The sequence below is a fragment of the Vibrio splendidus genome (genome assembly GCF_003345295.1).
GTDB lineage: Bacteria > Pseudomonadota > Gammaproteobacteria > Enterobacterales > Vibrionaceae > Vibrio > Vibrio splendidus_K.
Genome location: NZ_CP031056.1, coordinates 640,136 through 662,624, shown reverse-complemented (window position 1 = coordinate 662,624; position 22,489 = coordinate 640,136). Strand labels below are relative to the sequence as shown.

At 43.7% G+C, this 22,489-nt stretch carries 25 protein-coding genes; 15 read left to right on the top strand and 10 right to left on the bottom strand.

Annotated elements, in window-relative coordinates:
- Positions 1 to 15: 15 nt before the first annotated feature.
- Complete coding sequence (locus DUN60_RS18700; RefSeq protein ID WP_054545755.1) at positions 16 to 930, top strand: chemotaxis protein; 915 nt, start codon at positions 16 to 18, stop codon at positions 928 to 930.
- Between the two features lie 93 nt (positions 931 to 1,023).
- Here DUN60_RS18700 and DUN60_RS18695 read toward each other — a convergent pair whose 3' ends face one another.
- The 4 genes from DUN60_RS18695 to hutW form a co-directional block, all read right to left on the bottom strand.
- Entirely contained in the window at positions 1,024 to 1,566 is a 543-nt protein-coding gene (locus DUN60_RS18695; protein WP_114634828.1) for an ATP:cob(I)alamin adenosyltransferase, read from the bottom strand.
- Between the two features lie 112 nt (positions 1,567 to 1,678).
- Positions 1,679 to 2,209 carry a heme utilization protein HutZ gene (gene hutZ / locus DUN60_RS18690; protein ID WP_004731858.1) on the bottom strand — a complete coding sequence of 177 codons (531 nt, stop codon included), beginning with the start codon at positions 2,207 to 2,209 and terminating at the stop codon, positions 1,679 to 1,681.
- 141 nt (positions 2,210 to 2,350) lie between these two features.
- The gene (gene hutX, locus DUN60_RS18685; protein WP_114634826.1) at positions 2,351 to 2,872 is read right to left on the bottom strand and encodes a heme utilization cystosolic carrier protein HutX; all 522 of its coding nucleotides are present in this window, start codon (positions 2,870 to 2,872) and stop codon (positions 2,351 to 2,353) included.
- A gap of 57 nt (positions 2,873 to 2,929) precedes the next feature.
- Complete coding sequence (hutW, locus tag DUN60_RS18680) at positions 2,930 to 4,339, bottom strand: heme anaerobic degradation radical SAM methyltransferase ChuW/HutW (protein ID WP_114634823.1); 1,410 nt, start codon at positions 4,337 to 4,339, stop codon at positions 2,930 to 2,932.
- A 160-nt stretch (positions 4,340 to 4,499) separates the two neighbouring features.
- Between hutW and DUN60_RS18675 the strand changes: the two genes are divergently transcribed.
- The 6 genes from DUN60_RS18675 to DUN60_RS18650 all read left to right on the top strand — a co-directional run bounded on the left by DUN60_RS18675 (position 4,500) and on the right by DUN60_RS18650 (position 9,417).
- Positions 4,500 to 5,315 carry an energy transducer TonB gene (locus DUN60_RS18675; RefSeq protein WP_114634821.1) on the top strand — a complete coding sequence of 272 codons (816 nt, stop codon included), beginning with the start codon at positions 4,500 to 4,502 and terminating at the stop codon, positions 5,313 to 5,315.
- Positions 5,316 to 5,317: 2 nt separating this feature from the next.
- Positions 5,318 to 6,013 carry a MotA/TolQ/ExbB proton channel family protein gene (locus DUN60_RS18670; protein WP_114634819.1) on the top strand — a complete coding sequence of 232 codons (696 nt, stop codon included), beginning with the start codon at positions 5,318 to 5,320 and terminating at the stop codon, positions 6,011 to 6,013.
- Positions 6,010 to 6,423: an ExbD/TolR family protein gene (locus DUN60_RS18665; RefSeq protein WP_065104527.1), complete on the top strand. Its 414-nt coding sequence runs from the start codon at positions 6,010 to 6,012 to the stop codon at positions 6,421 to 6,423. Before DUN60_RS18670 ends, DUN60_RS18665 begins: the two co-directional genes overlap by 4 nt.
- 156 nt (positions 6,424 to 6,579) lie before the next feature.
- Positions 6,580 to 7,470, top strand: coding sequence for a heme/hemin ABC transporter substrate-binding protein (locus tag DUN60_RS18660; protein WP_114634817.1), 891 nt, complete (start codon positions 6,580 to 6,582; stop codon positions 7,468 to 7,470).
- Positions 7,471 to 7,597: 127 nt separating this feature from the next.
- Complete coding sequence (locus DUN60_RS18655; protein WP_114634815.1) at positions 7,598 to 8,635, top strand: FecCD family ABC transporter permease; 1,038 nt, start codon at positions 7,598 to 7,600, stop codon at positions 8,633 to 8,635.
- Positions 8,635 to 9,417, top strand: coding sequence for a heme ABC transporter ATP-binding protein (locus DUN60_RS18650; protein WP_108187788.1), 783 nt, complete (start codon positions 8,635 to 8,637; stop codon positions 9,415 to 9,417). Before DUN60_RS18655 ends, DUN60_RS18650 begins: the two co-directional genes overlap by 1 nt.
- A 451-nt stretch (positions 9,418 to 9,868) precedes the next feature.
- On the opposite strand, the gene DUN60_RS18640 is transcribed toward DUN60_RS18650, so the two are convergent.
- Positions 9,869 to 10,330 carry a TetR/AcrR family transcriptional regulator gene (locus DUN60_RS18640; RefSeq protein WP_004731875.1) on the bottom strand — a complete coding sequence of 154 codons (462 nt, stop codon included), beginning with the start codon at positions 10,328 to 10,330 and terminating at the stop codon, positions 9,869 to 9,871.
- 530 nt (positions 10,331 to 10,860) lie between these two features.
- Between DUN60_RS18640 and DUN60_RS18635 the strand changes: the two genes are divergently transcribed.
- Positions 10,861 to 11,160, top strand: a complete 300-nt coding sequence (locus tag DUN60_RS18635; protein WP_065206993.1) for a YfcZ/YiiS family protein — start codon at positions 10,861 to 10,863, stop codon at positions 11,158 to 11,160.
- Between the two features lie 39 nt (positions 11,161 to 11,199).
- On the opposite strand, the gene DUN60_RS18630 is transcribed toward DUN60_RS18635, so the two are convergent.
- Positions 11,200 to 11,499, bottom strand: a complete 300-nt coding sequence (locus DUN60_RS18630) for a DUF1496 domain-containing protein (protein ID WP_065206992.1) — start codon at positions 11,497 to 11,499, stop codon at positions 11,200 to 11,202.
- Positions 11,500 to 11,600: 101 nt separating this feature from the next.
- On the opposite strand from DUN60_RS18630, the gene DUN60_RS18625 reads away from it, so the two are divergent.
- Positions 11,601 to 12,200: a hypothetical protein gene (locus tag DUN60_RS18625; RefSeq protein WP_065206991.1), complete on the top strand. Its 600-nt coding sequence runs from the start codon at positions 11,601 to 11,603 to the stop codon at positions 12,198 to 12,200.
- A 165-nt stretch (positions 12,201 to 12,365) separates the two neighbouring features.
- Here the strand turns inward: DUN60_RS18625 and DUN60_RS18620 are convergent, their stop codons facing one another.
- Positions 12,366 to 13,472 carry a 1-acyl-sn-glycerol-3-phosphate acyltransferase gene (locus DUN60_RS18620; RefSeq protein WP_004731881.1) on the bottom strand — a complete coding sequence of 369 codons (1,107 nt, stop codon included), beginning with the start codon at positions 13,470 to 13,472 and terminating at the stop codon, positions 12,366 to 12,368.
- Between the two features lie 175 nt (positions 13,473 to 13,647).
- On the opposite strand from DUN60_RS18620, the gene DUN60_RS18615 reads away from it, so the two are divergent.
- Positions 13,648 to 14,274: a hypothetical protein gene (locus tag DUN60_RS18615; protein WP_054545764.1), complete on the top strand. Its 627-nt coding sequence runs from the start codon at positions 13,648 to 13,650 to the stop codon at positions 14,272 to 14,274.
- 113 nt (positions 14,275 to 14,387) lie between these two features.
- On the opposite strand, the gene DUN60_RS18610 is transcribed toward DUN60_RS18615, so the two are convergent.
- Together DUN60_RS18610 and DUN60_RS18605 are read right to left on the bottom strand one after the other, a co-directional pair.
- Positions 14,388 to 14,879 carry a hypothetical protein gene (locus tag DUN60_RS18610; protein ID WP_114634810.1) on the bottom strand — a complete coding sequence of 164 codons (492 nt, stop codon included), beginning with the start codon at positions 14,877 to 14,879 and terminating at the stop codon, positions 14,388 to 14,390.
- A gap of 22 nt (positions 14,880 to 14,901) precedes the next feature.
- Positions 14,902 to 15,423: a nicotinate-nicotinamide nucleotide adenylyltransferase gene (locus tag DUN60_RS18605; protein WP_114634807.1), complete on the bottom strand. Its 522-nt coding sequence runs from the start codon at positions 15,421 to 15,423 to the stop codon at positions 14,902 to 14,904.
- 109 nt (positions 15,424 to 15,532) lie between these two features.
- Here DUN60_RS18605 and nadE point away from each other — a divergent pair, with 109 nt between their 5' ends.
- Complete coding sequence (nadE, locus tag DUN60_RS18600) at positions 15,533 to 16,363, top strand: ammonia-dependent NAD(+) synthetase (protein ID WP_065206987.1); 831 nt, start codon at positions 15,533 to 15,535, stop codon at positions 16,361 to 16,363.
- A gap of 99 nt (positions 16,364 to 16,462) precedes the next feature.
- Here nadE and DUN60_RS18595 read toward each other — a convergent pair whose 3' ends face one another.
- Positions 16,463 to 18,319: a hybrid-cluster NAD(P)-dependent oxidoreductase gene (locus tag DUN60_RS18595; RefSeq protein ID WP_114634805.1), complete on the bottom strand. Its 1,857-nt coding sequence runs from the start codon at positions 18,317 to 18,319 to the stop codon at positions 16,463 to 16,465.
- 217 nt (positions 18,320 to 18,536) lie between these two features.
- On the opposite strand from DUN60_RS18595, the gene DUN60_RS18590 reads away from it, so the two are divergent.
- The 4 genes from DUN60_RS18590 (at position 18,537) to DUN60_RS18575 (ending at position 22,389) form a co-directional block, all read left to right on the top strand.
- Complete coding sequence (locus DUN60_RS18590) at positions 18,537 to 18,695, top strand: YqaE/Pmp3 family membrane protein (RefSeq protein WP_004731890.1); 159 nt, start codon at positions 18,537 to 18,539, stop codon at positions 18,693 to 18,695.
- Positions 18,696 to 18,897: 202 nt separating this feature from the next.
- Positions 18,898 to 19,926, top strand: coding sequence for a dihydroorotase (pyrC, locus tag DUN60_RS18585; RefSeq protein WP_102499739.1), 1,029 nt, complete (start codon positions 18,898 to 18,900; stop codon positions 19,924 to 19,926).
- A gap of 164 nt (positions 19,927 to 20,090) precedes the next feature.
- Complete coding sequence (locus tag DUN60_RS18580; RefSeq protein WP_081008934.1) at positions 20,091 to 21,296, top strand: GGDEF domain-containing protein; 1,206 nt, start codon at positions 20,091 to 20,093, stop codon at positions 21,294 to 21,296.
- A 166-nt stretch (positions 21,297 to 21,462) separates the two neighbouring features.
- Positions 21,463 to 22,389, top strand: a complete 927-nt coding sequence (locus DUN60_RS18575) for a M14 family metallopeptidase (RefSeq protein WP_114634803.1) — start codon at positions 21,463 to 21,465, stop codon at positions 22,387 to 22,389.
- Positions 22,390 to 22,489: the final 100 nt, after the last annotated feature.

Below are 22,489 nucleotides of genomic sequence, written 5' to 3'. Positions count from 1 at the left end.
TAAGTAGGAGCCACTATGGCCAAACCGATCAGTAAAGCGAGTCAGTCACAGGGAATGTTGATGTTCAAATTATCCCTTACTCAAAGTTTTGCGATTGGCACGCTTAAGGTAAGAGAAATAGTGCCTTTTCAGCCGATGACTCAAATCCCATACTCCCATCATCACGTGATTGGTACGGTGACCATCCGCGATCTTACCGTTCCAGTCATTGATATGTCTGCAGCGATTGGCTTTCGACCGATAACACCCTCTGAATACCAAGATTGTGTGCTCATCGTCACCGATTGTTTAAGAACAGTAGTGGCATTTTTGGTTCGTTCGATTGATAAAATCATTGAATGTGATTGGAAAAGCATTGAATCGCCACCCGCCAGTGTGGGTCGTAATGTGTTTGTTACTGGTATTACGCGTTTTGAAGATCGTATCGTGCAAATGCTCGACGTGGAGTTATTACTTTCTAAGATCTACCCGGCTTATGAAAACGCGCATATTCCAATGCTGACCGATGTAGAAAGGGAACGTCTCAAAGCGCTGAATATCTTATTGGTTGATGACTCTTTAATCGCGAGGAAACAGCTATCTGATGCCTTGGACAGTATCAACATCCCTTACAGCATTTGTAATAATGGTTTAGATGCGATCGATCTAATGCGTCGCCAAGCCAGCGCTGGCAATGCAATTGATCTTCTCGTGAGTGATATTGAGATGCCTGGACTCGATGGCTATGAGCTTGCGTTCGAAGTACAAAATGACAGCGCACTGAGTCATGCCTACTGTATTTTGCATACCTCACTGTCCAGTGAAATCTGTGTCGACCGAGCCAATCAGGTAGGTGCACATGAAGCGCTTGAGAAGTTCAATGCGGGCGAATTAATCGAAGCCATGCTACGCGGCGCAAAAGTCTTAAACGAAGCATCTACGGCTGCTTAGACGCTATTTTGGAAGCTAAACCTAGCATCATGCTTAATGGTTTAGCTTCTTAGCTTCTTAAGGATTAGATATGAATCAATATGGATCTTTTCCTTAAGATTTCTTTGGCATAGAATAACTCTTACTCACAAATTCCACTTCCTCAACTTCATTGACATGATTGGTAAAAGACGCCAATGCATAGAGTGTGTTCGCGACTAAGTTAGCGTATTTAAAAAGAATCGGGTCTGGCGATTTTTTGCTTTCATGATGCTCAATACTCACCAATGCTCGCACGACTTTTTTTGCCTGACAGCGACACAAGTGAAGCTCGCCGGACACTCGGTGCCCACCGGGCAAAACAAACCCTTTGAAACCACCTTCTAGCTGATCGCGAATGTGATGATAATCTTGCTTAAGCTCGACCAATTCAGACTCGGTAATGGCGAGTTTTCCGCGCACAGAGCCATTCAAATGGTAGATGTTAGGTTGCAGGCGTTGCAGGATCTCACGGACTTGAGGTTCTAACTCCAAAGACAGCACCAACCCAACTCGACAACAAAGTTCGTCCGACAGAATCTCAAAATCACAGATAGGACTGTCTTCATAAATAAACGGGTAGCAGAACTCGTCCCAATCTCGACTTACTGGTTTCACGTACCGATCCTTACACATAAATATAATCAGACGCCAATATACCAAACTCTTTGATTTAGACATAAAAAAGCCCTCACATTGGAGGGCTCCTAAAGAAATCGGTTAAACGAGCTTATTCGTTAGACACTTTTTTATGGCCTTCTTGCAGGTGAACGAAATCCACCAAATCGTCGCCAGACACTTGGTATGCCTGACCAAAGCCTTTCACAAACAGACCGTTCTCTGCTTTAAGGTTGAACAAAGAGAAGTCTTGAAGTTGGCTAAGACCATCAATGATTTCACCAAAGCGTTCTTGCATCTGGCCGATCACTTGAGTCCAAAGTTCCGTTTCACGCTCAACAACACTAGCTTGAGCATCAAACGTTAGACGCTTGCGTGCGTAAAGCTGCTTCGAGCTCTCTTCATCTTCAATCATCATCAAAGACACTTGAGGATTAGCCTTCAAGTTACGAGCGTGACGAGCAATATCAGAAATGAGAACAAAGTAACCTTCTTGGTTCTGAACGAAAGGTGCGTAACTTACGTTCGGGCGACCTTCTTCATCAACCGTTGCAAGTTGAAGGGTACGGCGCTCTTGGCGAAACTCTTTGATTTCTGGACCTAGGCGACCTTGTAGACGTTCTTGTTTTACTTGCTGTTCCATGGGTAATTCCTTTCTTCACTTTCTCTGATTTATTATTTTTGCCCGAGGTTGAGCGATCATTAGCGAACTAAACGATCCTCGAGCATTGATGTACTGTTTAAGCGAGTAGGCAACCTTATTTAAGCTTGCCGTTAATTATTCTTAAGCTTGTTCTTTTAGTGCTTTGAAGCGTTCAACTTGGTCGGCAATAAGCTCACGTTTTTCATTGCGGCCTAGGTAGATCTTAAAAATGTTCTCGCCCGTTTCACTGAAGAAACCGAAGTAATGACTTTCACGACCCATGAACGCTTTGCTCACCAAACCAACTTGTTTGATGTTGTCTAGTTTCAGATGGCCATGAAGTTCGCCCTCTTTGCCCATTAGGTTGTAGTAACCACGTGCGACTTTACCTTTAGGGAACGGCGCTTTTACTTCGAAGATTGAGCCGAATGAATGCATAATTGTGGTCACTGGGCCCCAACCAACTAAGCCTTCTAGGATCTCTTGGGCACGGCTGCCATCTAACATCACCGCCATGTCGTTTGGAAAAGCAACGACTACTTCAACTTCTGAAACGCCTAGCTTCTCAGCAATCGCAGTAGGAAGCAGTTTTGGCTCTTCTTCTAAAATTCGAGCTACGCTTTGTTCTAGAGTTTCTGTCATTTCTAATGTTGTATCTGTCATTGAATATGTTCCGTATAAACGAGTAATTTACGTAAGTTATAAACTAAAAATTCAATATTAAGCGTGCTTCAAGCTTGCATGCGGGTGAACGCCCGAAGCTGACACTTTCGGTGTAGGGTGCATCGCTTGATATTCAGCGTTAAGCACTTGAATTACGCTCTGTGCAAGGCTCACTGCCCAAAAACTACCCGCGATAGTCAGGCTCAAATAATCTTCCGAAAGCTCTACTAAACCGTTCTTTTCCCAATGCGCGAACAAAGGCTTCAGATAATCGAACGTGTCTTGTCCCATAAATGTCGGTAATGTGCTTCTTCTAACAACACCAGAATCAAAACCTGCCTTCAATGAAGAGAAGCTTGGCTCTAATGAGCTTTGCTTCGTCATCATGGCAATAGGTAATTGACCTTGCTTTATAGACTCCATGTAACTGTCTAAAGTTCGATGTTGCATCACACCGTGACCGCCAATGTTGCCACCAGCACCACAACCAATTGGAAGAACCTCGGCATAGGTTTTCGCTAAGCTGTTGTAAATGCTGCGTTCGCGGTTATCACGAGTCCAGTGATTCACACTCAGTTGCTTGACCTTATTTTTTGTCATGAACTCGACACCCGCCAAGTACATGCTCGCTTTATCTGGCGTATTCGCTGGTGGTGGAATTTTTCCTTTCTCAACGAGATTAAGCATAGGAGCATTACCCCCAACAATCAGTTGGTAGAGATCAATACCGTGTGCACCAGTAGACATGTAGTCTTCTAAATCTTGTTGGAACACTTCCATTGACTGGTATGGCAATCCGTATAACAGATCAAGAACGATTGGCGCTTGCTCGGTCCGACTCAAAGCACTGATACGTTCTAGCACAACCTCTCGGTCATCTAGGCGCTTAGCACTGCGTCGAACTTGAGTATTAAAACTTTGAATACCGAATGAGAAACGATTGAAGCCACCTTCAAGCGCACGATCAAACATCTCGTCGCCAAATCGATTGATGCGCCCTTCCAAGGTCATCTCAACATCGTTTGCTAGTGGGAAATATTGGCGAATAGCCTTAGCTAATTGCTCTACTTGTTGAGGCGATAAATCGGTAGGTGTTCCGCCACCAATGTAGACGGCATGAAATAATCCAGACTGAGCCCAAGGCGTTTTGGCTTTTTGCTTCAACTCAACCATCAGAGCATCGAAGTACTCATCCACTAATTTGCGGCTTGCGGCATTTTGGAAGAAGTTACAGAACGTACAGCGCACACGGCAGAAAGGAATGTGGATATACAAGCAACGCTTATCCTGTTTTTTCCCTTCGCTTAGCATCAGTTCATCAAAAAGCTCCAACTTCTTACTCGGGTCGACCGGAATTGAACTTCCTCCGGCATGGGCAGAATGCTTTTTCGCAAACGCAAAACGAAGCGGATCAGGGCTAGAAACACCCAAGATTGATTCGTCATACTTATAGATATTAAGACTCATATAATCTCTCTAAACACTTACATAGCAAAGTCTGGAAGACTATTCGCTAAAACTGAAATAATCATAAATAGACGTAAATGATAATGCAATTGATAATTGATCTTATTTAGATTCTAAGCAATAATCCGATACAGATTTTGGATTTGGTAAAGGATTGAGTGTGAACGTTCCTAGATATGTTATTGCAGGCGGTGCATCGTTAGTGATTCATGCGGCGCTATTATTTGTTGCTCAAGAATCCAAAGTATTCGCGATGCCTGCAGGTAGCCAATCGAACACGGTATCGATCAACTTCACTCCCAAGAGCACGCCTTCTCCAGCTCAACAAAAAACCATCACAGAGCCGGTTGAACCAGAACCAATCAAAGAAACGGTCTCAGAAGCTGAACCTAAACCTGTCGAACCCAAGGCAGTCGAACCAAAGCAAGCCAAACCGACACCAAAGAAAAAAGCGATCACCAATAAACCTCAACCCAAGAAAGTAGAGAAAAAGGTTGTTGAAAAGAGAGTCGAGAAGAAGCCGATTCAAAAGAAACCAGTGACTCAGAAAAAGGTCGTTAAGAAAGAACGCCCAGAACCAAAGTCCAAACCAACGCCTCAACCAGAAAAGTTGGCCGACAAGAAAGTCGATAAGAATATGGACGAATCAGCCAATCAACCTCAGGAAGTAAGCCAAGGCGTATCAAACCAAGAGCCCGTATTAGTCACTAAGCCCTCTTTTTCTTCACGCCCCACACCACCAAATTACCCACGCCAAGCTAGACGTCGTGGCGTTGAAGGTGTCGCTACTTATGAGGTCTGGTTAGACGCTGAGGGCAAACAAATTAAACAAGCATTAGTAAATTCATCAGGCGCACTAATGCTCGACAACGCCGCTTTAGACGCCATTAAACAATGGAAATTCTCACCTCACACTGTCAATGGTCGAGCGATTGCTCACCGTGTACAAATACCTGTTCGTTTTAGGTTGGATTAATCATGCAACAAATCAGTTACTTACAAGATCAACTTGGCTTAATGACTTGGCCTCTTCTCATCTGCTCAGCATTAACAGCAATGATCATCGCTGAACGTGTCTTCCAAGTGATGTTAAGCATTGGTGTTGGCAAACGCGCCATTCGTCGCGAGCTCAACCAGATCTCACCAACCAACAGCAAAGAGATCGAAGCATTAGCACAATCTATCTCAGGTAAACGACCGCTACTGTACAAGGCCGTGTCAATGTTGCTTGCTCACCACTCTTTCTCAAAAGGATTACGTGAAGATGCAGCAGGCATCTGGCTACAAGAAAAACGCCACCAGCTTCATGCAGGTTTAAGGTTGCTTGGTTTGATTGGCGTGATCAGTCCACTAATTGGCTTGCTTGGTACGGTGCTTGGTCTTATTGAGATGTTCAAAGGTGTAGCTGCTACCACCGGAAGTATTACACCAAATGATCTAGCTGACGGCCTTGGCTTAGCAATGAGAACCACAGCTGCAGGTTTGATGATTGCACTGCCTGCGATCTCAGGGTCTCAACTGCTTGGGCTTTGGGCCGATCGGGTTTTGGCGCAGCTAGAACATACTCTGAACTATGTCAATGTGTGGCTAGAAGGCATGTCGATTCAAACCAATCACTCTGACGAGACTAAAGGCTCATCAGTAAACAAAGTCGGTGATGTGAGCCAAGCATGATTAAAACGCCCCACTCATCTCAAACACAAAGTTTAGCGCCAGATTTAACACCGCTGCTCGACATCATTTTTATCGTGATGGTTTTCCTGCTTCTGACAGCATCGGTGAAGTTGGAGTCATTAGAAGTCGAACTACCAAGCTCTGATATTAAGAACGTTTCTGAAGTTCATAAAGATTCGATAAGCGTCAATATCTTAGATCGCGAACCTTACTGGGCGATTAACGGCAGAGAGTACATCGACTGGGAAAACTTCAAAATTGCATTACTAGAAGAAACAGGTTCAGCGGATAAAAAGCCGATCATCATTGGCGCAGATAAAGCTGCCAACGTTGAGAACCTAGTGAAGTTGTTGTCGTTCCTTCAAGAGAATGGAATACCCGCAACCCAATTGCTCACCGAAGATGGCTAGAACAACTGTCTATTTTCATGAGGTTAAGCTCTAGTTACTAAGACCAAATAACCAGAGCTAAACCTCTCTATAGATTCGAACTCACAATACGAACGGACTGCTCACTGAGAATCTTCGCGATTACTCTCCATCACAAGAAAGTATAAAGAAATCATTATGAAAAATTTAAAAGTACTCGACAAATTAAAGACCAACAAACATTTACTCTCAATCGCGGCGATGAGCTTGGCACTGACTGCACCAACGGCAATGGCCAACGATACAGAACAGCCTCGAATCATCAGCGCGGGCAGTGCTGTTACCGAATTAGTTTTAGCGCTGGGTGCTCAAGATCAGTTAGTGGCGATTGATGTAACAAGCCATTTCCCTCAAGCAGAGAACCTGCCGAAGATTGGTTATCACCGAAACCTGTCAGCAGAAGGCTTGATAGCATTACAGCCAACAACACTGGTTGGCTCAGATGAAATGGGGCCAGATAACGCAATATCTCAATTGAAATCTGCGGGCGTCGATGTCGAGATCGTCAATACCGAAGCGAATGTTGAAGGGCTATTAAAGCGAATAGACCAAATCGCCAAGATTACCCATACCGAAGCACACTCACAGCAAGTCAAAGCTGAAGTAAATAAGAAGATTGCGGCACTAAAAGCAAACCAAGTACCAAGCAACGAAGCGAAGAAAGTTCTGTTCTTATTATTGCATGAAGGTCGCCCGGCGAACGTTGCTGGCGGTGAAACGTCACCAAACGCGATCATTGAATTGGCTGGCGGTGTAAACCCTGCGGCTAAAAGCCTGACGTCTTACAAACCACTATCGATGGAATCTCTGGTAGAAATGCAGCCTGATGTCATCTTGGTGAGTGGCCGCAGCTACCAAAAAATGGGCGGCGCTGACGCCATTCTTAAATCGCTGCCTATGTTAGCAGCGACTCCTGCTGGCATGAACAAACAAATCATTACCGTAAAAGGCAGTGCATTAGTAGGCGGACTTGGCCTAGAAAGCCTTTCAGAAGCCAAGCGATTAAACGCTCTTATCTATCCGCTATAACTTATCTACCCGCTATAACTCGACCACCCTATTCTTACTGTTGCTAGCTCAGTTTCCATTTACCTACCCGCTTTTCCGCAATGTTGGTGATGGATATTGAAGCTAGCAATGGACATTGAGGCCCTTTATGTTGCTACGATCCGTCCCACTGAAAACATCGATGTTAGGCCTAGGGGCTACCCTAGTCTTCGTCGCACTGTTCTCAATTACCGTTGGGCCAATGAACATTAGCTTAGCTGACAGTGCAGCGAGCTTACTCCAACCAAACAATGATTTAGCCCCACACATCAATTTGGTGATTCAAGAAATCCGTTTACCAAGAACCATCTTATGTATGCTAATCGGCGCGATTCTCGCATTATGTGGTGCCGTCATGCAGGGCTTATTTCGAAACCCGCTTGCAGAACCTGGGATCATCGGCGTTTCTGCTGGCGCTGCATTAGGAGCTGCATTAGCCATCGTGCTTTTCTCTGAGCTTTCACTGCATTACCCTGCTTTCATGAACTTTGCTGCGGTTCCTGTGTTCGCTTTTCTTGGTGGCGCTTTAACCACACTCTTGGTCTATAAACTAGGCACGGGTAAGTTCGGCACTTCTGTCACCATCATGTTGTTGGCGGGTGTGGCGATCAGTGCGCTCTCCGGCGCTGGTATTGGGTTCTTGAACTTCATCGCTGATGACCAAATGCTGCGTGATCTTTCATTATGGTCGATGGGTTCACTAGCAGGAGCGAAGTGGTCAGGCATTTTGCTTGCTGCAGTTACGCTCGTAGCACTCTTTATTGTTTTTTACCGTCAAGCGATGTCACTGAATGCCCTGCTCTTAGGTGAGTCAGAAGCGCAACACCTTGGCATTCCAGTACAAAGACTCAAACGAAAGCTCATTCTACTGACAGCCGCAGGCGTTGGTATCACAGTGAGCCTGTCTGGCATGATCGGATTCATCGGGCTCGTTATCCCTCATTTAGGTCGTATGTTGGCAGGCCCAGATCACCGAGTTCTTTTGCCATTGTCAGCAGTACTAGGCGCACTACTGCTAACAGCCGCAGACATGTTCTCTCGTGTGGTACTGGCACCAGCAGAATTACCTGTGGGCATTGTTACCGCGATTATCGGCGCTCCATTCTTCTTGTACCTTCTATTTCAACAGAAAGGGAGAATCCTTTAATGTTTCCTTCAGCGTTAAAAGCGACCGATATCGAAGTGAAGTTCGGCAGCAAAGTGATATTAGATGGTGTTTCTATTGAGATTGAGGCAGGAAAGGTAACCACACTGCTTGGGCCAAATGGCGCAGGGAAAAGCACGTTACTTAAAGCCTTGTGCCAAGAGATATCAAGCAACGGCGATATCCAATATTTTGGACACACCAAAGACAAGTGGCCTTCTCAAAAATTGGCGAAGCATCTGGCTATGCTACCTCAGCACAGTACGTTGACCTTCCCATTTTTGGCACATGAAGTTGTCGAGCTTGGTGGAATCCCTCTGCAAGAGTCCAACAAGAAGCTCACCAACATCGCTAGTCAAAAAATGGATGTTGCCGATGTGACTCACCTGAGTGAAAGGCTCTACCCTTCGCTATCCGGCGGTGAAAAACAGCGTGTTCACTTGGCTCGAGTGCTAACCCAGCTTCACTATTCTGGTGACCAATGTATCTTGATGCTTGATGAACCCACATCAGCACTGGATCTTGCCCACCAGCACAACACCTTAAAGATCGCGAGAGATCTCGCCGACAACCACAATGCCGCGGTTATCGTGGTGTTGCATGACCTAAATTTAGCCGCTCAATATTCCGACCGATTAGTGGTATTGAAGGATGGACACTTAGTTTGCGATGGAAGTCCTTGGGAAGCGCTAAAGCCGTCAATGATTGAAGACGTATACGGATACAAAAGTATCGTCGAAAAACACCCAACCATGAGCTTCCCTCAGGTTCATCCCGCACAATAAACGCAACCAAAAACTGGCGCACTTAAAGTATTCGTTCCTTCTAACGCCGACACCATTCAAAGCCTCGATTTAGTCGAGGCTTTTTTTATTGGCTCACAGCCTCTCTCTCGCCTTAAACTCAATTTTGTTAGTAACCATAGCAATAAGCTCTCAAACGGCTCACCCAGAGCGTTTGAGGCTCTAGAAATAAACATAATCAGTTAGTGTTGCTAAACTTTTCGCAATTGAGGTTGAATGTAAGACTCGAGCGTAAGCATATAAAAATAAAAGAAATAACTTCATTTGGCACAAAGCAAGATAGCAGAAGCGATATGAGTTCGAGAGAGAAAGAGAAAGAGAAAGAGAAAGAGAAAGAGAAAGAGAAAGAGAAAGAGAAAGAGAAAGAGAAAGAGAAAGAGAAATTGCAGACACAAAAAAAGCCCCCGTAGGAGCTTCTTTTATCGTGTGTTGATTACTGACTCATGCGAATCAATGACTTACCAATCAACCACTCTAGTTCTTTACCGCTAGTATCACCAAACTGAGTTTCAGTCAGCTTGTATAGACGGTCAATACCGTTTGCAGCGAACTCATGAGCGCTCTCAGCAGTAACGATATGATGGAAAAGTAAACGTAAAATTGCTAGGAACTCAGCGTCTTCAAGTGCTGCAACCCAGCTAGCTGAAAATGCGTCAAGGCCATTTTCAAAGTCAATGTGTTCCATAAACATCTTGAAAATACGACCGTCTAAAGCAGCAGTAAAATCCGTTTTCTTAGGAAAGTGATGACTAATACCTGTACGAGAAACGCCTGTTTGTTGACTCAATGTCGTGTATGACATCTTGTCGTAACCCAATCTCAATAGCTGGTCCACAACGGCATCCATGATCTTCTGGATCGTGATTTCTGTATCTTCTTTACTACGCTTTGGCATATTCAGGCTCTTCTCTTTGTAAATCCATCTAACTCAATCAAATGAAGTCAGAATGAAAATCGTTATCAGCATTATGTGAGCAAGATGTTTTTTCGCAAGTATTTAGAACTAAATGCACACAAATACTATGTACGAACAATTTTACAGTGATGTCTCTTTGGACACTTTGTCTAATTATTCTTCGAAAATCACCTTACAATCCTAAGTCGATAATTTTAAATAACGACTTAGAATATGAAATACCCAACGAAAAATTCATTGTATAAATACCTATCAAGCGATAGATAGTCTTATAAAATCATTCCTGACGCAACTAAGTGAATGATATTCTGACAAATTAATAACATTCCTTTTCAACAAAACGTGAGGTAAATCACATACATATTTATCGGCGCGAATGTAGATATTCATTAAACACCTTAACAAACAACATAGCATACCAGTATAAATTAGTTCAAAGGTTTTAATTTTTGTAGATACAGTTCTAATTGCTCGTTAGAATAACCTCAGACTTTGTAAGAGGATTATTTATGAGCCAAGATATTGGTAACAACGATGTATGTGAGGCTTGCGGTTGCGCAGGTGAAATTGGCTTCATCATTAAAGAAGGCGACGAGGTTGCTGAGGTAACGGTTTACGGCAACTCTAAAGCCCTTATTGAAACTGAATTAGCTAAGTACGTTGAGTTAGCAAAGCAAGTGTCTAGCAATGTTGAATTTGAAGCATCAGAGATGACTGAAGACAGCACAGAATTGCACGCACGCTTTAAATTTGAAGTAAGCGCTGAGAAAATTATTTTCGAACTTAAGACTCGCTCTCTAGCGCGTTAATATAAGCACTTACACTCATAAAATTAAAAGACGAGTTTATTACTCGTCTTTTTTTATTATTTCAACCCAACCTAGAGCACCATTGGTCTCAAAGTCATTTTCAGCCGCACATTTAATCACAACACCGGAGACCTCAACGATAGCACCAACACTATATGCCTTATCATTGTAATAACAAACTCGTTGCTGTGAAGTACTCTGAGTGACAACCACTGCCGTTTTTGCAGGCGTTGATATTATTTTATTAGCACTTACTGATATTGAACAAAACGCAGAGGTCAGAATCACAACGCATTTTAGAATTTGATGCTTTATTCGAACCGAAAATTTACCTTTCATTGTCTCTTATTCCTTTCTACCTACCAACAAATGAGTAAAACACTATGCGAGAATAATTTTTTCTTTATAGTGTTAACGTCTATCGTAATAAGAAGCTTGTTATGCTCCGAATAATTGCACTTATTATTGGTTCCTTAACCATAACAAATGTGACTGCTGAACCACTCGATCAGTATCAAATATTGAACCATCTGGATAATTACGGAAACTTATATTTACGAAATAAGCCATACACATCACTGCCAACAGGGTTAATCGTTGATGGCAACCTCAATATTGAGAACACTGCGATTACCCGCCTACCCAAAGGGTTGGAAGTAAACGGAAGTCTTAAAGGCGGTAACAGCCAACTCACGCGGGTTCCCTCGGGAGTGAAGATAAAAGGCTATGCCGACTTGATTGGTAGTCAAATTACCAGTTGGCCACGAGGTGTGAGAGTGGGCGGATTTATTAACCTCACGGATACTCCCCTCCAGAGGCTACCCAATGGCTTTAGAGTGAAAGGCGACCTGAGCGTGATTCGTACGCCTTTGACAGAGCTACCAAACGGGATAGTGATTGATGGCGATTTATATATAGGCGGTTCTGGGATTACAACATTTCCTGACACCATGACAGTCAAAGGTAATATCTACCTCGGTGGTAACACGATTACCACGTGGCCGACCAGCCTAGAGCTCGGTGGCGCTGTCGCTCGCTAATTTAGCCTAAAGCTCTAATGCTCTATTGCTCTATTGCTCTATTGCTCTATTGCTCTAAAACTCTAATGCAGCAGCAAGTAGTAATTCAGAAACAAAAAAGGAGCCCAAGGCTCCTTTTTCAATTCAATCAAGTTACTACTCAGCTAACAAGCTAACTAACGCTCGTTAACCAATGTTCTTCACTGGATTCGCATAGCTGTCGATTAAGTACTGACGAGCACCTTGTGGCAAGCCAGATAGTTTATCTTCAAACTCCTGCTTAACCGCTGCTGTAATCGACTCGTCTTCTTTTTCCGCTGCCAGCAAGTTTACTGGAAACAGTTTGTAGTTGTCGTGGATCTGGCGGTCGATCTCTTGAGCAAGCGCTTCAGGCGTATCAAAATCTTGGTCGATAACCTGACCGAAACCAACATGAACACGTCCTTTATTGCCGATGATACCTTGAATGATACTTTCGATATCTTCAAATTCACCCTTTTCGTAACTGCCGTTTACGTCTTTTTCAAAAAGCTCGATCGCTTTCGCGATGTCACATGGATCGTTTTCGTAAGAAATAGACACAGGAACGATCTTCAACGACTTCACGTATTCAGGGAATGCGATTTTTTGCTTACGACCTTCAACGTGGAACATTTTCAAGATTGCTGGCTCAGTAAAATCATTGCCGTCTTTTGCACGGCCTTCTTTTTGAGCGATCCAGATAGAATTGCCCGTTTCCAAAGAATGCTTGATGTACGAAGACAACTGCCCTAGTGCTTTCATCATCTCACGCGGCCCTTTCAAAGAACGCTTTACAATAAAGCTCTTATTAAGGCGCATCAGTTCAGTCGCACATGGTTTCTTCAACAAGTTGTCACCAATTGCAATTCGGCAAGTTTGATGATTGTTGTGATGCAATGCGTAATTAACTAATGCTGGATCCATAGCAATATCACGGTGATTTGAAATAAACAGGTAAGCTTGGTTAGCATCAAGAGACTCTACACCTGTGTATGTCACACCATTGGTGGTTTTCGCTAATGTATCTCGCAAGTATTTCTTAACTTCAATCTGAATGGATTCAACGCTGGTCAGCTTGCTCCATTTCATTTTCAAGTAAACGCGCAAGATCGGGCTCATTAATGCTTTAAACCAAGACGCATGGTTTGAAAAACGATAGTGCAGAATCGCACTGATAAATTCTTCATCATTAATAAGACGGTTTAGTGCCGCTGGAATTTCATCATCGCCATAAGGACGAATATCAACATATGGATCGGTCGGAGAGGTCATTTTTTAATTCAAATAATAAAAATCTGGCTCATTCTACGCGTTGTTTTGACTTCTCGCAGCTACAGAGTCCATACTTTTGACAAGGTCAGACCAGAAAGATTGAAAATACCCTGTTATTGTTGGCATTCTTTAAAATTAACGGTAATCTTGACGCCCCAAAATTAAGGTACTATCTATGAACTTCGCTATTGAATATACATCGGCTTACTTTTCACACTTGGTGATTACACCTCGCAAGAAAGTACTTAAACATAGCCTTGTATCGGTTCAAAGTGGCTTGGTTTTGATAAAGCTGGGTAAACAAGAGTATGCCGTCGAGCCAGGCCAGAGTGTATGGATTCCATATGACTGCCTAACATCACTGACCTACTTTCCAAACACCCAGGTTAATCGTGTCGATTTCTCAGTTCGTTTGACCGACTCATTCCCGAGACAAGCAGGATACATCACGCAAACCAACCTCTCTTCTGCGTTACTGGAAAAGTTGGATCTAACCAAAGCTCGCGCTTCAAATGCCAATAATACGGAGCAAGCGTTTAAAGATATGCTTTCTGTTCTCAAGCAAGAAGTGTTGGCATTTAAGCCACTGCTTTGCGAAAGTGCTTTGTCTCAGCGATTCAACCAGTGGAATATCGATGACTCGAACCTACCGCAAGAACACACCTTGGTGATGGTAATGCGCGAGGCAAAGAAACGTATGCAGTCGGGTCAGAAACGTGCACTTGTGATTGATGATTTGTTCTCAGGCAAAGAAGAAGAGTTTGAACAGCTATGCATGCTTGTTTTTGGTGAAGATTTATAGCTTAGCGACAAGTTATAGCTAATATGAAAGCAACAAACCAGATACTAAAAGGCCGCAAAAACTCAGTTTTTGCGGCTTTTTTAATTCTTAGCGTCAATTAATAACCTAACGGTCTAGAACGGTAATTCAACCTGCATCATGAGATCAGCGTCTCGTGAGTCATGCCAACGGTAATCAAATCGCATGCGCGGTTGCCCTTCTACTTTATCACCAAAGCCAATGCTCAATTGAAGGCCATGATTCATCAACCACTCTTCTGTCGACATATCATACTGATCATCTTCGAGATCTTCTGGGAACCACATACCTAATCCAACGTAGTTAGATTCAAGGCTTTGAGTTAATAGAGGCGCATCTTTGCTCTGAATAACCCAATCAGACCAATAGTCTGCCGTTGATTCAGGTTCATCTTCGCTTAATCCACTGAGCTCCATCATACGTTGACCAAAAGACTCAATACTCGAAGAGAAGTCTAAGCAGCTGTTTTCATCATCAGAAGTCAGCATTATCGAATCTAAGCTAAAGAAATCACAATCAGCTTGAGCAGGCATACTGCATGCTGCGATGATCATCGTCGCTGGTATCGCGCGCTTTAGCATAGTCATCAGACCTCTTAAATTAGTGAATCTACATTATTGTATACAGTCCACTATCTTGCAATATCTTTGTAACTGACTTTGTACTCAATTTCGCCACATTGCTCCCATTTTGCAAAGCAAGACGGATATCGGTGCTACGAATCTTCACTTTTTCAGGGCAAGCCATCACAGACCAGCGCTCTGTTATCTCATCGGATTTATAGAAAGATGAGAATTTGAAGAAATTATCAGGGCCAATAACAAACGTCAGTTCGGCGTCACTATGTAACTTCTGAAGTTCACTGAGCACCGCGTAAGTCGTCACGCTTTCACCTGGAGTAAATAAACTTTTTTCGATCAAAGAAAGCTCAACTTGATCCAGTGAAAGATCGCTAATAAATGCGTTAACTAACTGACATCTCGTATCAAAGTCTAGCATCTCTTTTCCCCAAGCATGGGCAATACTTGGAACAAGTAGAATTCTGTCAAAGTGAGCCAACGAATCAATCACACTTTTGTGCCCTAAGCTCGGCGGATTAAACGCACTACCGAAAATAGCTATTTTTTCCATTATTTATTACTGCCTTCTCTTTCTAAGCTTGTGCAAAGAGGTTTTTAAATCGGATGATTTAGGTATGATAACACTAGATTTTTAATTTGCTTGCAGGAAAGGAATACGAATGGAACAGTTAATTCGTGACGAAATGCGCGTACTACCTTCAATTGACCCTCACTTCGAAGTGACTCGCCGTGTGGACTTTATCAAAACTAAACTTCAGCAGTCAGGCTGCAAGTCTCTGATCCTTGGTATCAGTGGCGGTGTAGACTCAACGACCTGTGGCCGTTTAGCACAAATGGCAGTTAATAGCCTGAATGAAAGCGCTGGTAGCGACAACTACCAATTCATCGCCGTTCGCCTGCCTTATGGTGAGCAAAAAGATGAAGATGAAGCACAGCTTGCTCTGTCTTTCATTCAGCCTTCTCAATCCGTTTCTGTAAACATTAAAGCCGGTGTTGATGGGCTCCACGCAGCATCTCACGTAGCTCTAGAAGGCACGGGATTGCTACCAACAGATTCTGCAAAAATCGACTTTGTGAAAGGGAATGTAAAAGCACGTGCTCGTATGATCGCGCAATACGAGATCGCAGGTTACGTTGGCGGCCTCGTCATCGGTACTGACCACTCAGCGGAAAACATTACAGGCTTCTACACCAAGCACGGTGACGGCGCATGTGATTTAGCACCTTTGTTTGGTTTGAACAAACGCCAAGTTCGTGAGCTTGCAGCAACGCTAGGCGCTCCAGAGCAACTTGTTAAGAAAGTACCAACCGCTGATCTAGAAGAGCTTGACCCTCAGAAAGCCGATGAAGCAGCATTGAATCTTTCTTACGATCAAATCGATGATTTCCTTGAAGGCAAAGCCGTTTCTCAAGACGTATCAGATCGCTTAGTAAGCATCTACAAAGCAACACAGCACAAGCGTCAGCCTATCCCAACGATTTACGATTAATTTTTTGAGTTAATCTCAGAATCAAAAAGGCCGGAAGCTCATTCACGAACTTCCGGCCTTTTCTATTTAATGCATTTTTCTTTATGATCTAGCGAGCTATTAATCAACAACTTCGATATCAGTTTGAGGCACACTGCAACACGCCAGTATCTGACCCATATTGCGTTCATGCTCTTGCAATGCAGGGACATCAGGTTGATGAACTTGCCCTGACTCAAGGGTCACTTTACACGCTCCACAGAAACCCGCACGACAACTTGAAGCAATAGATACCCCCGCGGACTCCGCTTGCTCTAGCAAAGTGGATTGGTTATTACCTTCGAACAAGTAACCATTAACACTCAACTGCAGTTGCTTCACTGTTTCTTCAGTTGATTGAGCCACGCCAAATGCTTCTTGGTGGTAATGCTGAGGATTAAGCCCCATTTGAATCAGTAGTTTCTTTGCATTATCCATAAAGCCATCAGGGCCACACACAAACGCTTGACGCTTGTGTAGTGCTTCAATTTTAGCAATATGTGACACGCTCAAACGACCAGATAAACCATCCCATTCTTTAGTTGGTTGGCTTAACGAATAAATCACTCGTAACCCTTTATGTTCGTTGGCAATCTTATCAATCTCAGCTTGATAAGGAATATCCTCTTCGCTACTGCATTGATGATAGAAAACCACATCATCGATTTGACCATGGTCGGCTAAGTAGCGAAGCATCGACAACATTGGGGTAATACCGCTGCCTGCAGACAAAAGCAGTAACGGATGGGTTGGGTTTGCTTCTAAGTAGAACGCACCATCTGGGTTTTGAGCGACTAGAGTATCGCCCACTTGGAAATGATCATTGAGCCAGTTAGATATTTGACCATCATCCACTCGCTTCACTGAAATCGCCAAACGACCCGCTCGTGATGGGCTAGAAGATAACGTGTAACGACGCGAAATCGTCTCGCCATCAATCACCATCTCAATCGGCAGATGTTGCCCAGGCTGGTAACTTGGTAGTGAGTGGTTCTCTTTCGCAGGTTCTAACCAAAAAGTTGTAAAGTCACGAGCGATCTCTTCACGTTCAACACAGGTTAAATGTAACGACTCAACCCAAGTGTCTTCATAGTGCTCTTTCTCTTTGGTTTCGAGTACTTCAACGACATCACCGGCTTTGACTAAACCTTCATTTTTGGCCACAAGATTCTGACCAAAGAAAACACCACCGCGCTCATTGGCTCGGAATGTAGAGAAGGTATTAAGCGGCTCTTTTGTTGATCTAAATTCGCCACGCTCAACATCAACCGTAGTTAGGATACAACGCTCACAAGGCTTCACCGATTCGAACTCAACCTCGCCGATACGGATACGCTTCCAGCTATCTTCAGCAAAAGGTTCTGTGTTGGAAACAACAAAGTTGGTGCGGAACTGATCCATTGAATGGGTTTCAGGGCTGCGGCGATTGAGTTCATCAAGAGAGGCTTGGCTGATCACTAACATTGGGTAACCGTCGGCAAAGCTCACATTATGACCGAGCTTTTCACGAACACGATTCGATTGCTCGCCAGAAAACAGTAGCTCAACGCGCACGCCCAACACATCACTGAACCAATCATCGGCTTCATCACATGTCGTGTATGCCGTGAAGCTGTCTTTCCACACCGTTGCTGGTGCTTCTTGCATCTTGAAGCTAGCATACTTTAGGCGCAGCGTTTCTTTACCTTCATAAGTGAAGATCAAACCATCTGGTTGCAAGCTAGAAGATACCTTAACCATTTTAGGGAACTTACGTGCCGTCACCATTGAGCCATCAGCCAACGCCAACATAAAGCGTCTGTCGAAAGTAAGGCCTTGTTTTTCGACCCAAGCAGAAGAGAGCGCAATCCCGCCCACTGACTTAACCGGAAATACATTGATTTGAGATAGAGAAGGCACTTGCTGTGAAGCCTTTTGATCTGACGGTAGCTGCGACATAACGATTCCAATGTTTTGTTATTTGTCCCAATGCTAACAAATGGTTATAAATAGATAAACTGGCAGGCATTAAACACTTGATACTAAGCTATTATCTTGAGATGTTTAGCTGTCTATTTTGATACATTAAGGCAGCAATGCAGTAACACTCTCCATACGTTCTATACTTTGAACACGATTACTGCATTGAACTTTCATTGAATAAAAAGGATTTATCATGAACAAACTCGTCATTATCATCTTGTGTGTACTACTTCCGCCTGTTGGCGTGTTCTTCGCTCGTGGCGCAGGTAAAGACCTATTGATTAACATCATCCTGACTTTCTTCTTCTGGGTGCCAGGAATGATTCACGGACTCTGGGTGGCGACTCGTTAACCCGTCTCCTACCATCTCCGAGAATTAATACCGAATAAAATACTCATAAAAACAAGCTCCTAGCCCTGAAGAGTTAAAAATAGGATGAAATGAAAGTGCTTTTCCACTATCATCCTGTCGCCTAAACGTAAGCGATTGCTTTCACAGATTTCGCCGAGTTTAGGCTCCAACTACATAACACTTCAAATGGTGGGAGCCTTCAATGACACAACTTACGATTACTCGTCCTGACGACTGGCACGTTCATCTACGCGATGGCGAAGTATTAAAAGATACAGTGCGCGATATCAGCCGCTACAATGGTCGAGCGTTAATCATGCCAAACACCATCCCACCGGTAACCGATACCGAAATGGCTTTAGCTTACCGTGAACGCATCATGGCAGAGCAGCCAAGCGAGCAATTCCAGCCTCTAATGGCACTCTACCTGACAGACAACACCACTCCTGATGAAATTCGCAAAGCGAAAGAGTCTGGTGCCGTAGTCGCTGCAAAGCTTTACCCTGCAGGCGCAACGACTAACTCAGATTCAGGTGTAACGTCAGCGCAAAAGATTTACCACGTGTTAGAAGCCATGCAAGAAGTGGATATGTTGTTACTGGTTCACGGTGAAGTAACGGCTCACGATGTTGATATCTTTGACCGTGAAAAAGAGTTCCTAGACACAGTTCTAGCACCGATTGTGAACGACTTCCCTAACCTGAAGATTGTTCTTGAGCACATCACGACTGCAGACGCAGCGACTTTCGTTAAGAACGCTAACGACAACGTAGCGGCAACCATCACCGCTCACCACCTGCTTTACAACCGCAACCACATGTTGGTTGGCGGCATTAAGCCACACTTCTACTGCCTTCCTATTCTGAAGCGCAACACTCACCAATTAGCGCTTATCGAAGCTGCAACAAGCGGCAGCAAGAAGTTCTTCTTGGGTACAGACTCTGCACCACACGCAAAAGGCGCAAAAGAGTCAGCATGTGGTTGTGCGGGTTCATACACTGCGCACGCAGCAGTAGAGCTTTACACTGAAGTGTTTGAACTAGAGGGTAAGCTTGAAAACCTAGAAGCGTTCGCGAGCCACAACGGCCCAGACTTCTACGGCATGCCACGTAACTCAGACACCATCACTCTCGTTAAAGAAGAGTGGAACGTTGCTGAAACCATGCCTTTCGGTTCAGACATCGTTGTGCCAATCCGTGGCGGCGAGACGATTGCTTGGTCTGTTAAATAGATTCTACGCAGTCAAATAAAACACTTATTAAAAAGCCCTTCACATAAGTGAAAGGCTTTTTTTCTTTCTAATCTAATTCGCTTGATTCTCTGCCATTAGCATCTAACCTTATCTCATGACCTCATATTTAATGAGGTTAATGATAAAAATAATAATGGTTAAGTATGAATCTAGGCTTAGATATACGCACTCTGTGTTTAATTATGGTGTTCTTGTCTGGTACATATTGTATTGGTCTGATAATTAAACAACAAAATCAAACACGTGTTCTGGGAATGCGCAGCTTTATTTGTTCCATACTTTTATTCATGGCGGGCTTCTCTTTGCTGAGTTTTGGTCCTCATATCTCACCATGGCTTTCAAAAATCACTGCCAATATAACAATCGCTACAGGTTTCGCATTGATGGTATTTAGTCTTACTCAATTAAGGCAGTCCCCTACCATTTACACAAAAATCGTGTTGGCTGTATTACCCATCGTTATGGTTGCCTTGATTTACTTCACCTTTTTTGAAACTTCAACCAATGCGCGTGTCGTGACAATGAGCCTCTACATCACTCTATGTACGATAGCTAGCATGTTAGTCATCAACACAGGGACTATGGCCGATGTCAGAGCGGCACTGTATCTATTAATCGCCGTATTTGCCGTCCACTCACTTTTCATGGTGTTTAGAGTTTGGGTGACACTCAAAGAGCAGACTATTGAGGATTTCTTACAAGCCAGTGACATTCACCAACTGGCTATTATCATGAACGCAATCTTACTGAGCACACTAGGCTTTACGTACAACTGGCTTCTCAATGCGAGGATCATGCAGTCTCTCTATAGTTCTTCAATGAAAGACAGTTTGACAAACCTTTATAATCGTCGAGCAATGAATGACATGCTGAAACGAGAATGGATGCGCAGCGCAAGGCATCAACACCCTCTATCAGTGATAATTCTCGACCTCGACCATTTCAAGCAAGTAAATGATCAATATGGCCACCAAATTGGTGATTGTGTATTGAAAAGAATGGGACGCGTTCTGCTCGATAATCTACGAGCAGCCGACGTCCCTTTCCGATTTGGAGGTGAAGAGTTTTTAATTATGCTGCCTGACACCAATATTAATGATGCATACAAAGTAGCTGAGAAACTAAGATTGATTGTTGAAGAAAGCAAATTTTGGCGACAGCAAAGTAATCATTTAACGGCAAGTTTTGGGATTTCTCAACTTCGTTCAGAAGATAAAATGACAGATATGATTAAGCGTGCGGATGAAGCCTTATACTATGCGAAGGAGCATGGTCGGAATACGGTTTGTCATTCAGAAAACGTTCAAGGCGCAACCAAAACCGGTTGCCTGTCTTCCTTCGTTTCGTAAATACAACACTAACTTTGAGTCAAAAACACCATAGACGAACACTTCTACGGAACATTATTTAAAATACCAATCGTTTGTAACATAAGCCTACTCAATAAGAGTTGCACGATACTGTTCTGCTGATTATTCTCATTTAATCGCAACGTACCCCAAAGAGATATAAATAATGGAAAGTACTTACACCTACCCGATTGGTAAACCTGGAAAAAAATGGCAACAAGCAGAACGTCAAGCATGGTTCGCTCAAAGAACCGTTAAGCGTGAATACCAGCAAGAAGTCGTGCCAAAAATCCAAGCATTGGCAGACCGCTTTGACATCGAGCAATACGGCGCACTGAGCTACGATGAAGCTCGCTTCCCTCTTTTTGCAATAAAAAGCAAAAACTGGGACGCATCAAAACCGACGATCCTTGTAACGGGTGGTGTTCACGGTTACGAAACCAGTGGTGTGCATGGCGCGATCAAATTCGCCGCAACTCAAGCAGAACAATACTCAGCGCACTTCAACATTGTTGTTGCACCTTGTGTGAGCCCTTGGGGTTATGAAGTGATCAACCGTTGGAACCCAAATGCTGTCGATCCAAACCGCTCTTTCTACGACGGTACGCCAGCAGAAGAATCAGAAAACCTACGAGCTTTAGTGGCCTCTTTGCCAGAAGTATTGGTTCACGTTGACCTGCACGAGACGACGGATTCTGATGAAACAGAATTCCGACCAGCACTCGCAGCGCGTGATGGTATTGAGTACATCGAAGGTATGATCCCAGACGGTTTCTACACAGTTGGTGATACTGAAAATCCACAGCCTGAGTTCCAAGCCGCGGTAATTGCTTCAGTCAAAAAAGTAACCCACATTGCACCAGCAGATGCAGACGGCAAGATCATTGGTTCAGACGTCACTCAACACGGCGTGATCAACTACCCTATGAAGAAGCTAGGCTTGTGTGGTGGTGTGGCTGATTGTAAGTACGGCACAACCACTGAGGTTTACCCGGACAGCGACAAAGTGACAGACGAAGAGTGTAATGACGCTCAAGTTGCTGCTGTAGTCGGTGCTTTGGATTACGTAATTCAACATGAATTGAACGCGTAAGCTAATAGCTAAAACTAAAAAGAGCCACAAGTGACGATTCACTTGTGGCTCTTTTTTTGTCTTATCTGCTTGTCTTTGATTTCTTCTTGGGCATAAAAAA

Coding starts and splice junctions, on each gene's coding strand:
- DUN60_RS18700 (WP_054545755.1), top strand. CDS start 16: ATGGCCAAACCGATCAGTAAAGCGAGTCAGTCACAGGGAATGTTGATG.
- hutZ (WP_004731858.1), bottom strand. CDS start 2,209: ATGGAACAGCAAGTAAAACAAGAACGTCTACAAGGTCGCCTAGGTCCA.
- hutX (WP_114634826.1), bottom strand. CDS start 2,872: ATGACAGATACAACATTAGAAATGACAGAAACTCTAGAACAAAGCGTA.
- hutW (WP_114634823.1), bottom strand. CDS start 4,339: ATGAGTCTTAATATCTATAAGTATGACGAATCAATCTTGGGTGTTTCT.
- DUN60_RS18670 (WP_114634819.1), top strand. CDS start 5,318: ATGCAACAAATCAGTTACTTACAAGATCAACTTGGCTTAATGACTTGG.
- DUN60_RS18665 (WP_065104527.1), top strand. CDS start 6,010: ATGATTAAAACGCCCCACTCATCTCAAACACAAAGTTTAGCGCCAGAT.
- DUN60_RS18660 (WP_114634817.1), top strand. CDS start 6,580: ATGAAAAATTTAAAAGTACTCGACAAATTAAAGACCAACAAACATTTA.
- DUN60_RS18655 (WP_114634815.1), top strand. CDS start 7,598: ATGTTGCTACGATCCGTCCCACTGAAAACATCGATGTTAGGCCTAGGG.
- DUN60_RS18650 (WP_108187788.1), top strand. CDS start 8,635: ATGTTTCCTTCAGCGTTAAAAGCGACCGATATCGAAGTGAAGTTCGGC.
- DUN60_RS18640 (WP_004731875.1), bottom strand. CDS start 10,330: ATGCCAAAGCGTAGTAAAGAAGATACAGAAATCACGATCCAGAAGATC.
- DUN60_RS18635 (WP_065206993.1), top strand. CDS start 10,861: ATGAGCCAAGATATTGGTAACAACGATGTATGTGAGGCTTGCGGTTGC.
- DUN60_RS18630 (WP_065206992.1), bottom strand. CDS start 11,499: ATGAAAGGTAAATTTTCGGTTCGAATAAAGCATCAAATTCTAAAATGC.
- DUN60_RS18625 (WP_065206991.1), top strand. CDS start 11,601: ATGCTCCGAATAATTGCACTTATTATTGGTTCCTTAACCATAACAAAT.
- DUN60_RS18620 (WP_004731881.1), bottom strand. CDS start 13,472: ATGACCTCTCCGACCGATCCATATGTTGATATTCGTCCTTATGGCGAT.
- DUN60_RS18615 (WP_054545764.1), top strand. CDS start 13,648: ATGAACTTCGCTATTGAATATACATCGGCTTACTTTTCACACTTGGTG.
- DUN60_RS18610 (WP_114634810.1), bottom strand. CDS start 14,879: ATGACTATGCTAAAGCGCGCGATACCAGCGACGATGATCATCGCAGCA.
- DUN60_RS18605 (WP_114634807.1), bottom strand. CDS start 15,423: ATGGAAAAAATAGCTATTTTCGGTAGTGCGTTTAATCCGCCGAGCTTA.
- nadE (WP_065206987.1), top strand. CDS start 15,533: ATGGAACAGTTAATTCGTGACGAAATGCGCGTACTACCTTCAATTGAC.
- DUN60_RS18595 (WP_114634805.1), bottom strand. CDS start 18,319: ATGTCGCAGCTACCGTCAGATCAAAAGGCTTCACAGCAAGTGCCTTCT.
- DUN60_RS18590 (WP_004731890.1), top strand. CDS start 18,537: ATGAACAAACTCGTCATTATCATCTTGTGTGTACTACTTCCGCCTGTT.
- pyrC (WP_102499739.1), top strand. CDS start 18,898: ATGACACAACTTACGATTACTCGTCCTGACGACTGGCACGTTCATCTA.
- DUN60_RS18580 (WP_081008934.1), top strand. CDS start 20,091: ATGAATCTAGGCTTAGATATACGCACTCTGTGTTTAATTATGGTGTTC.
- DUN60_RS18575 (WP_114634803.1), top strand. CDS start 21,463: ATGGAAAGTACTTACACCTACCCGATTGGTAAACCTGGAAAAAAATGG.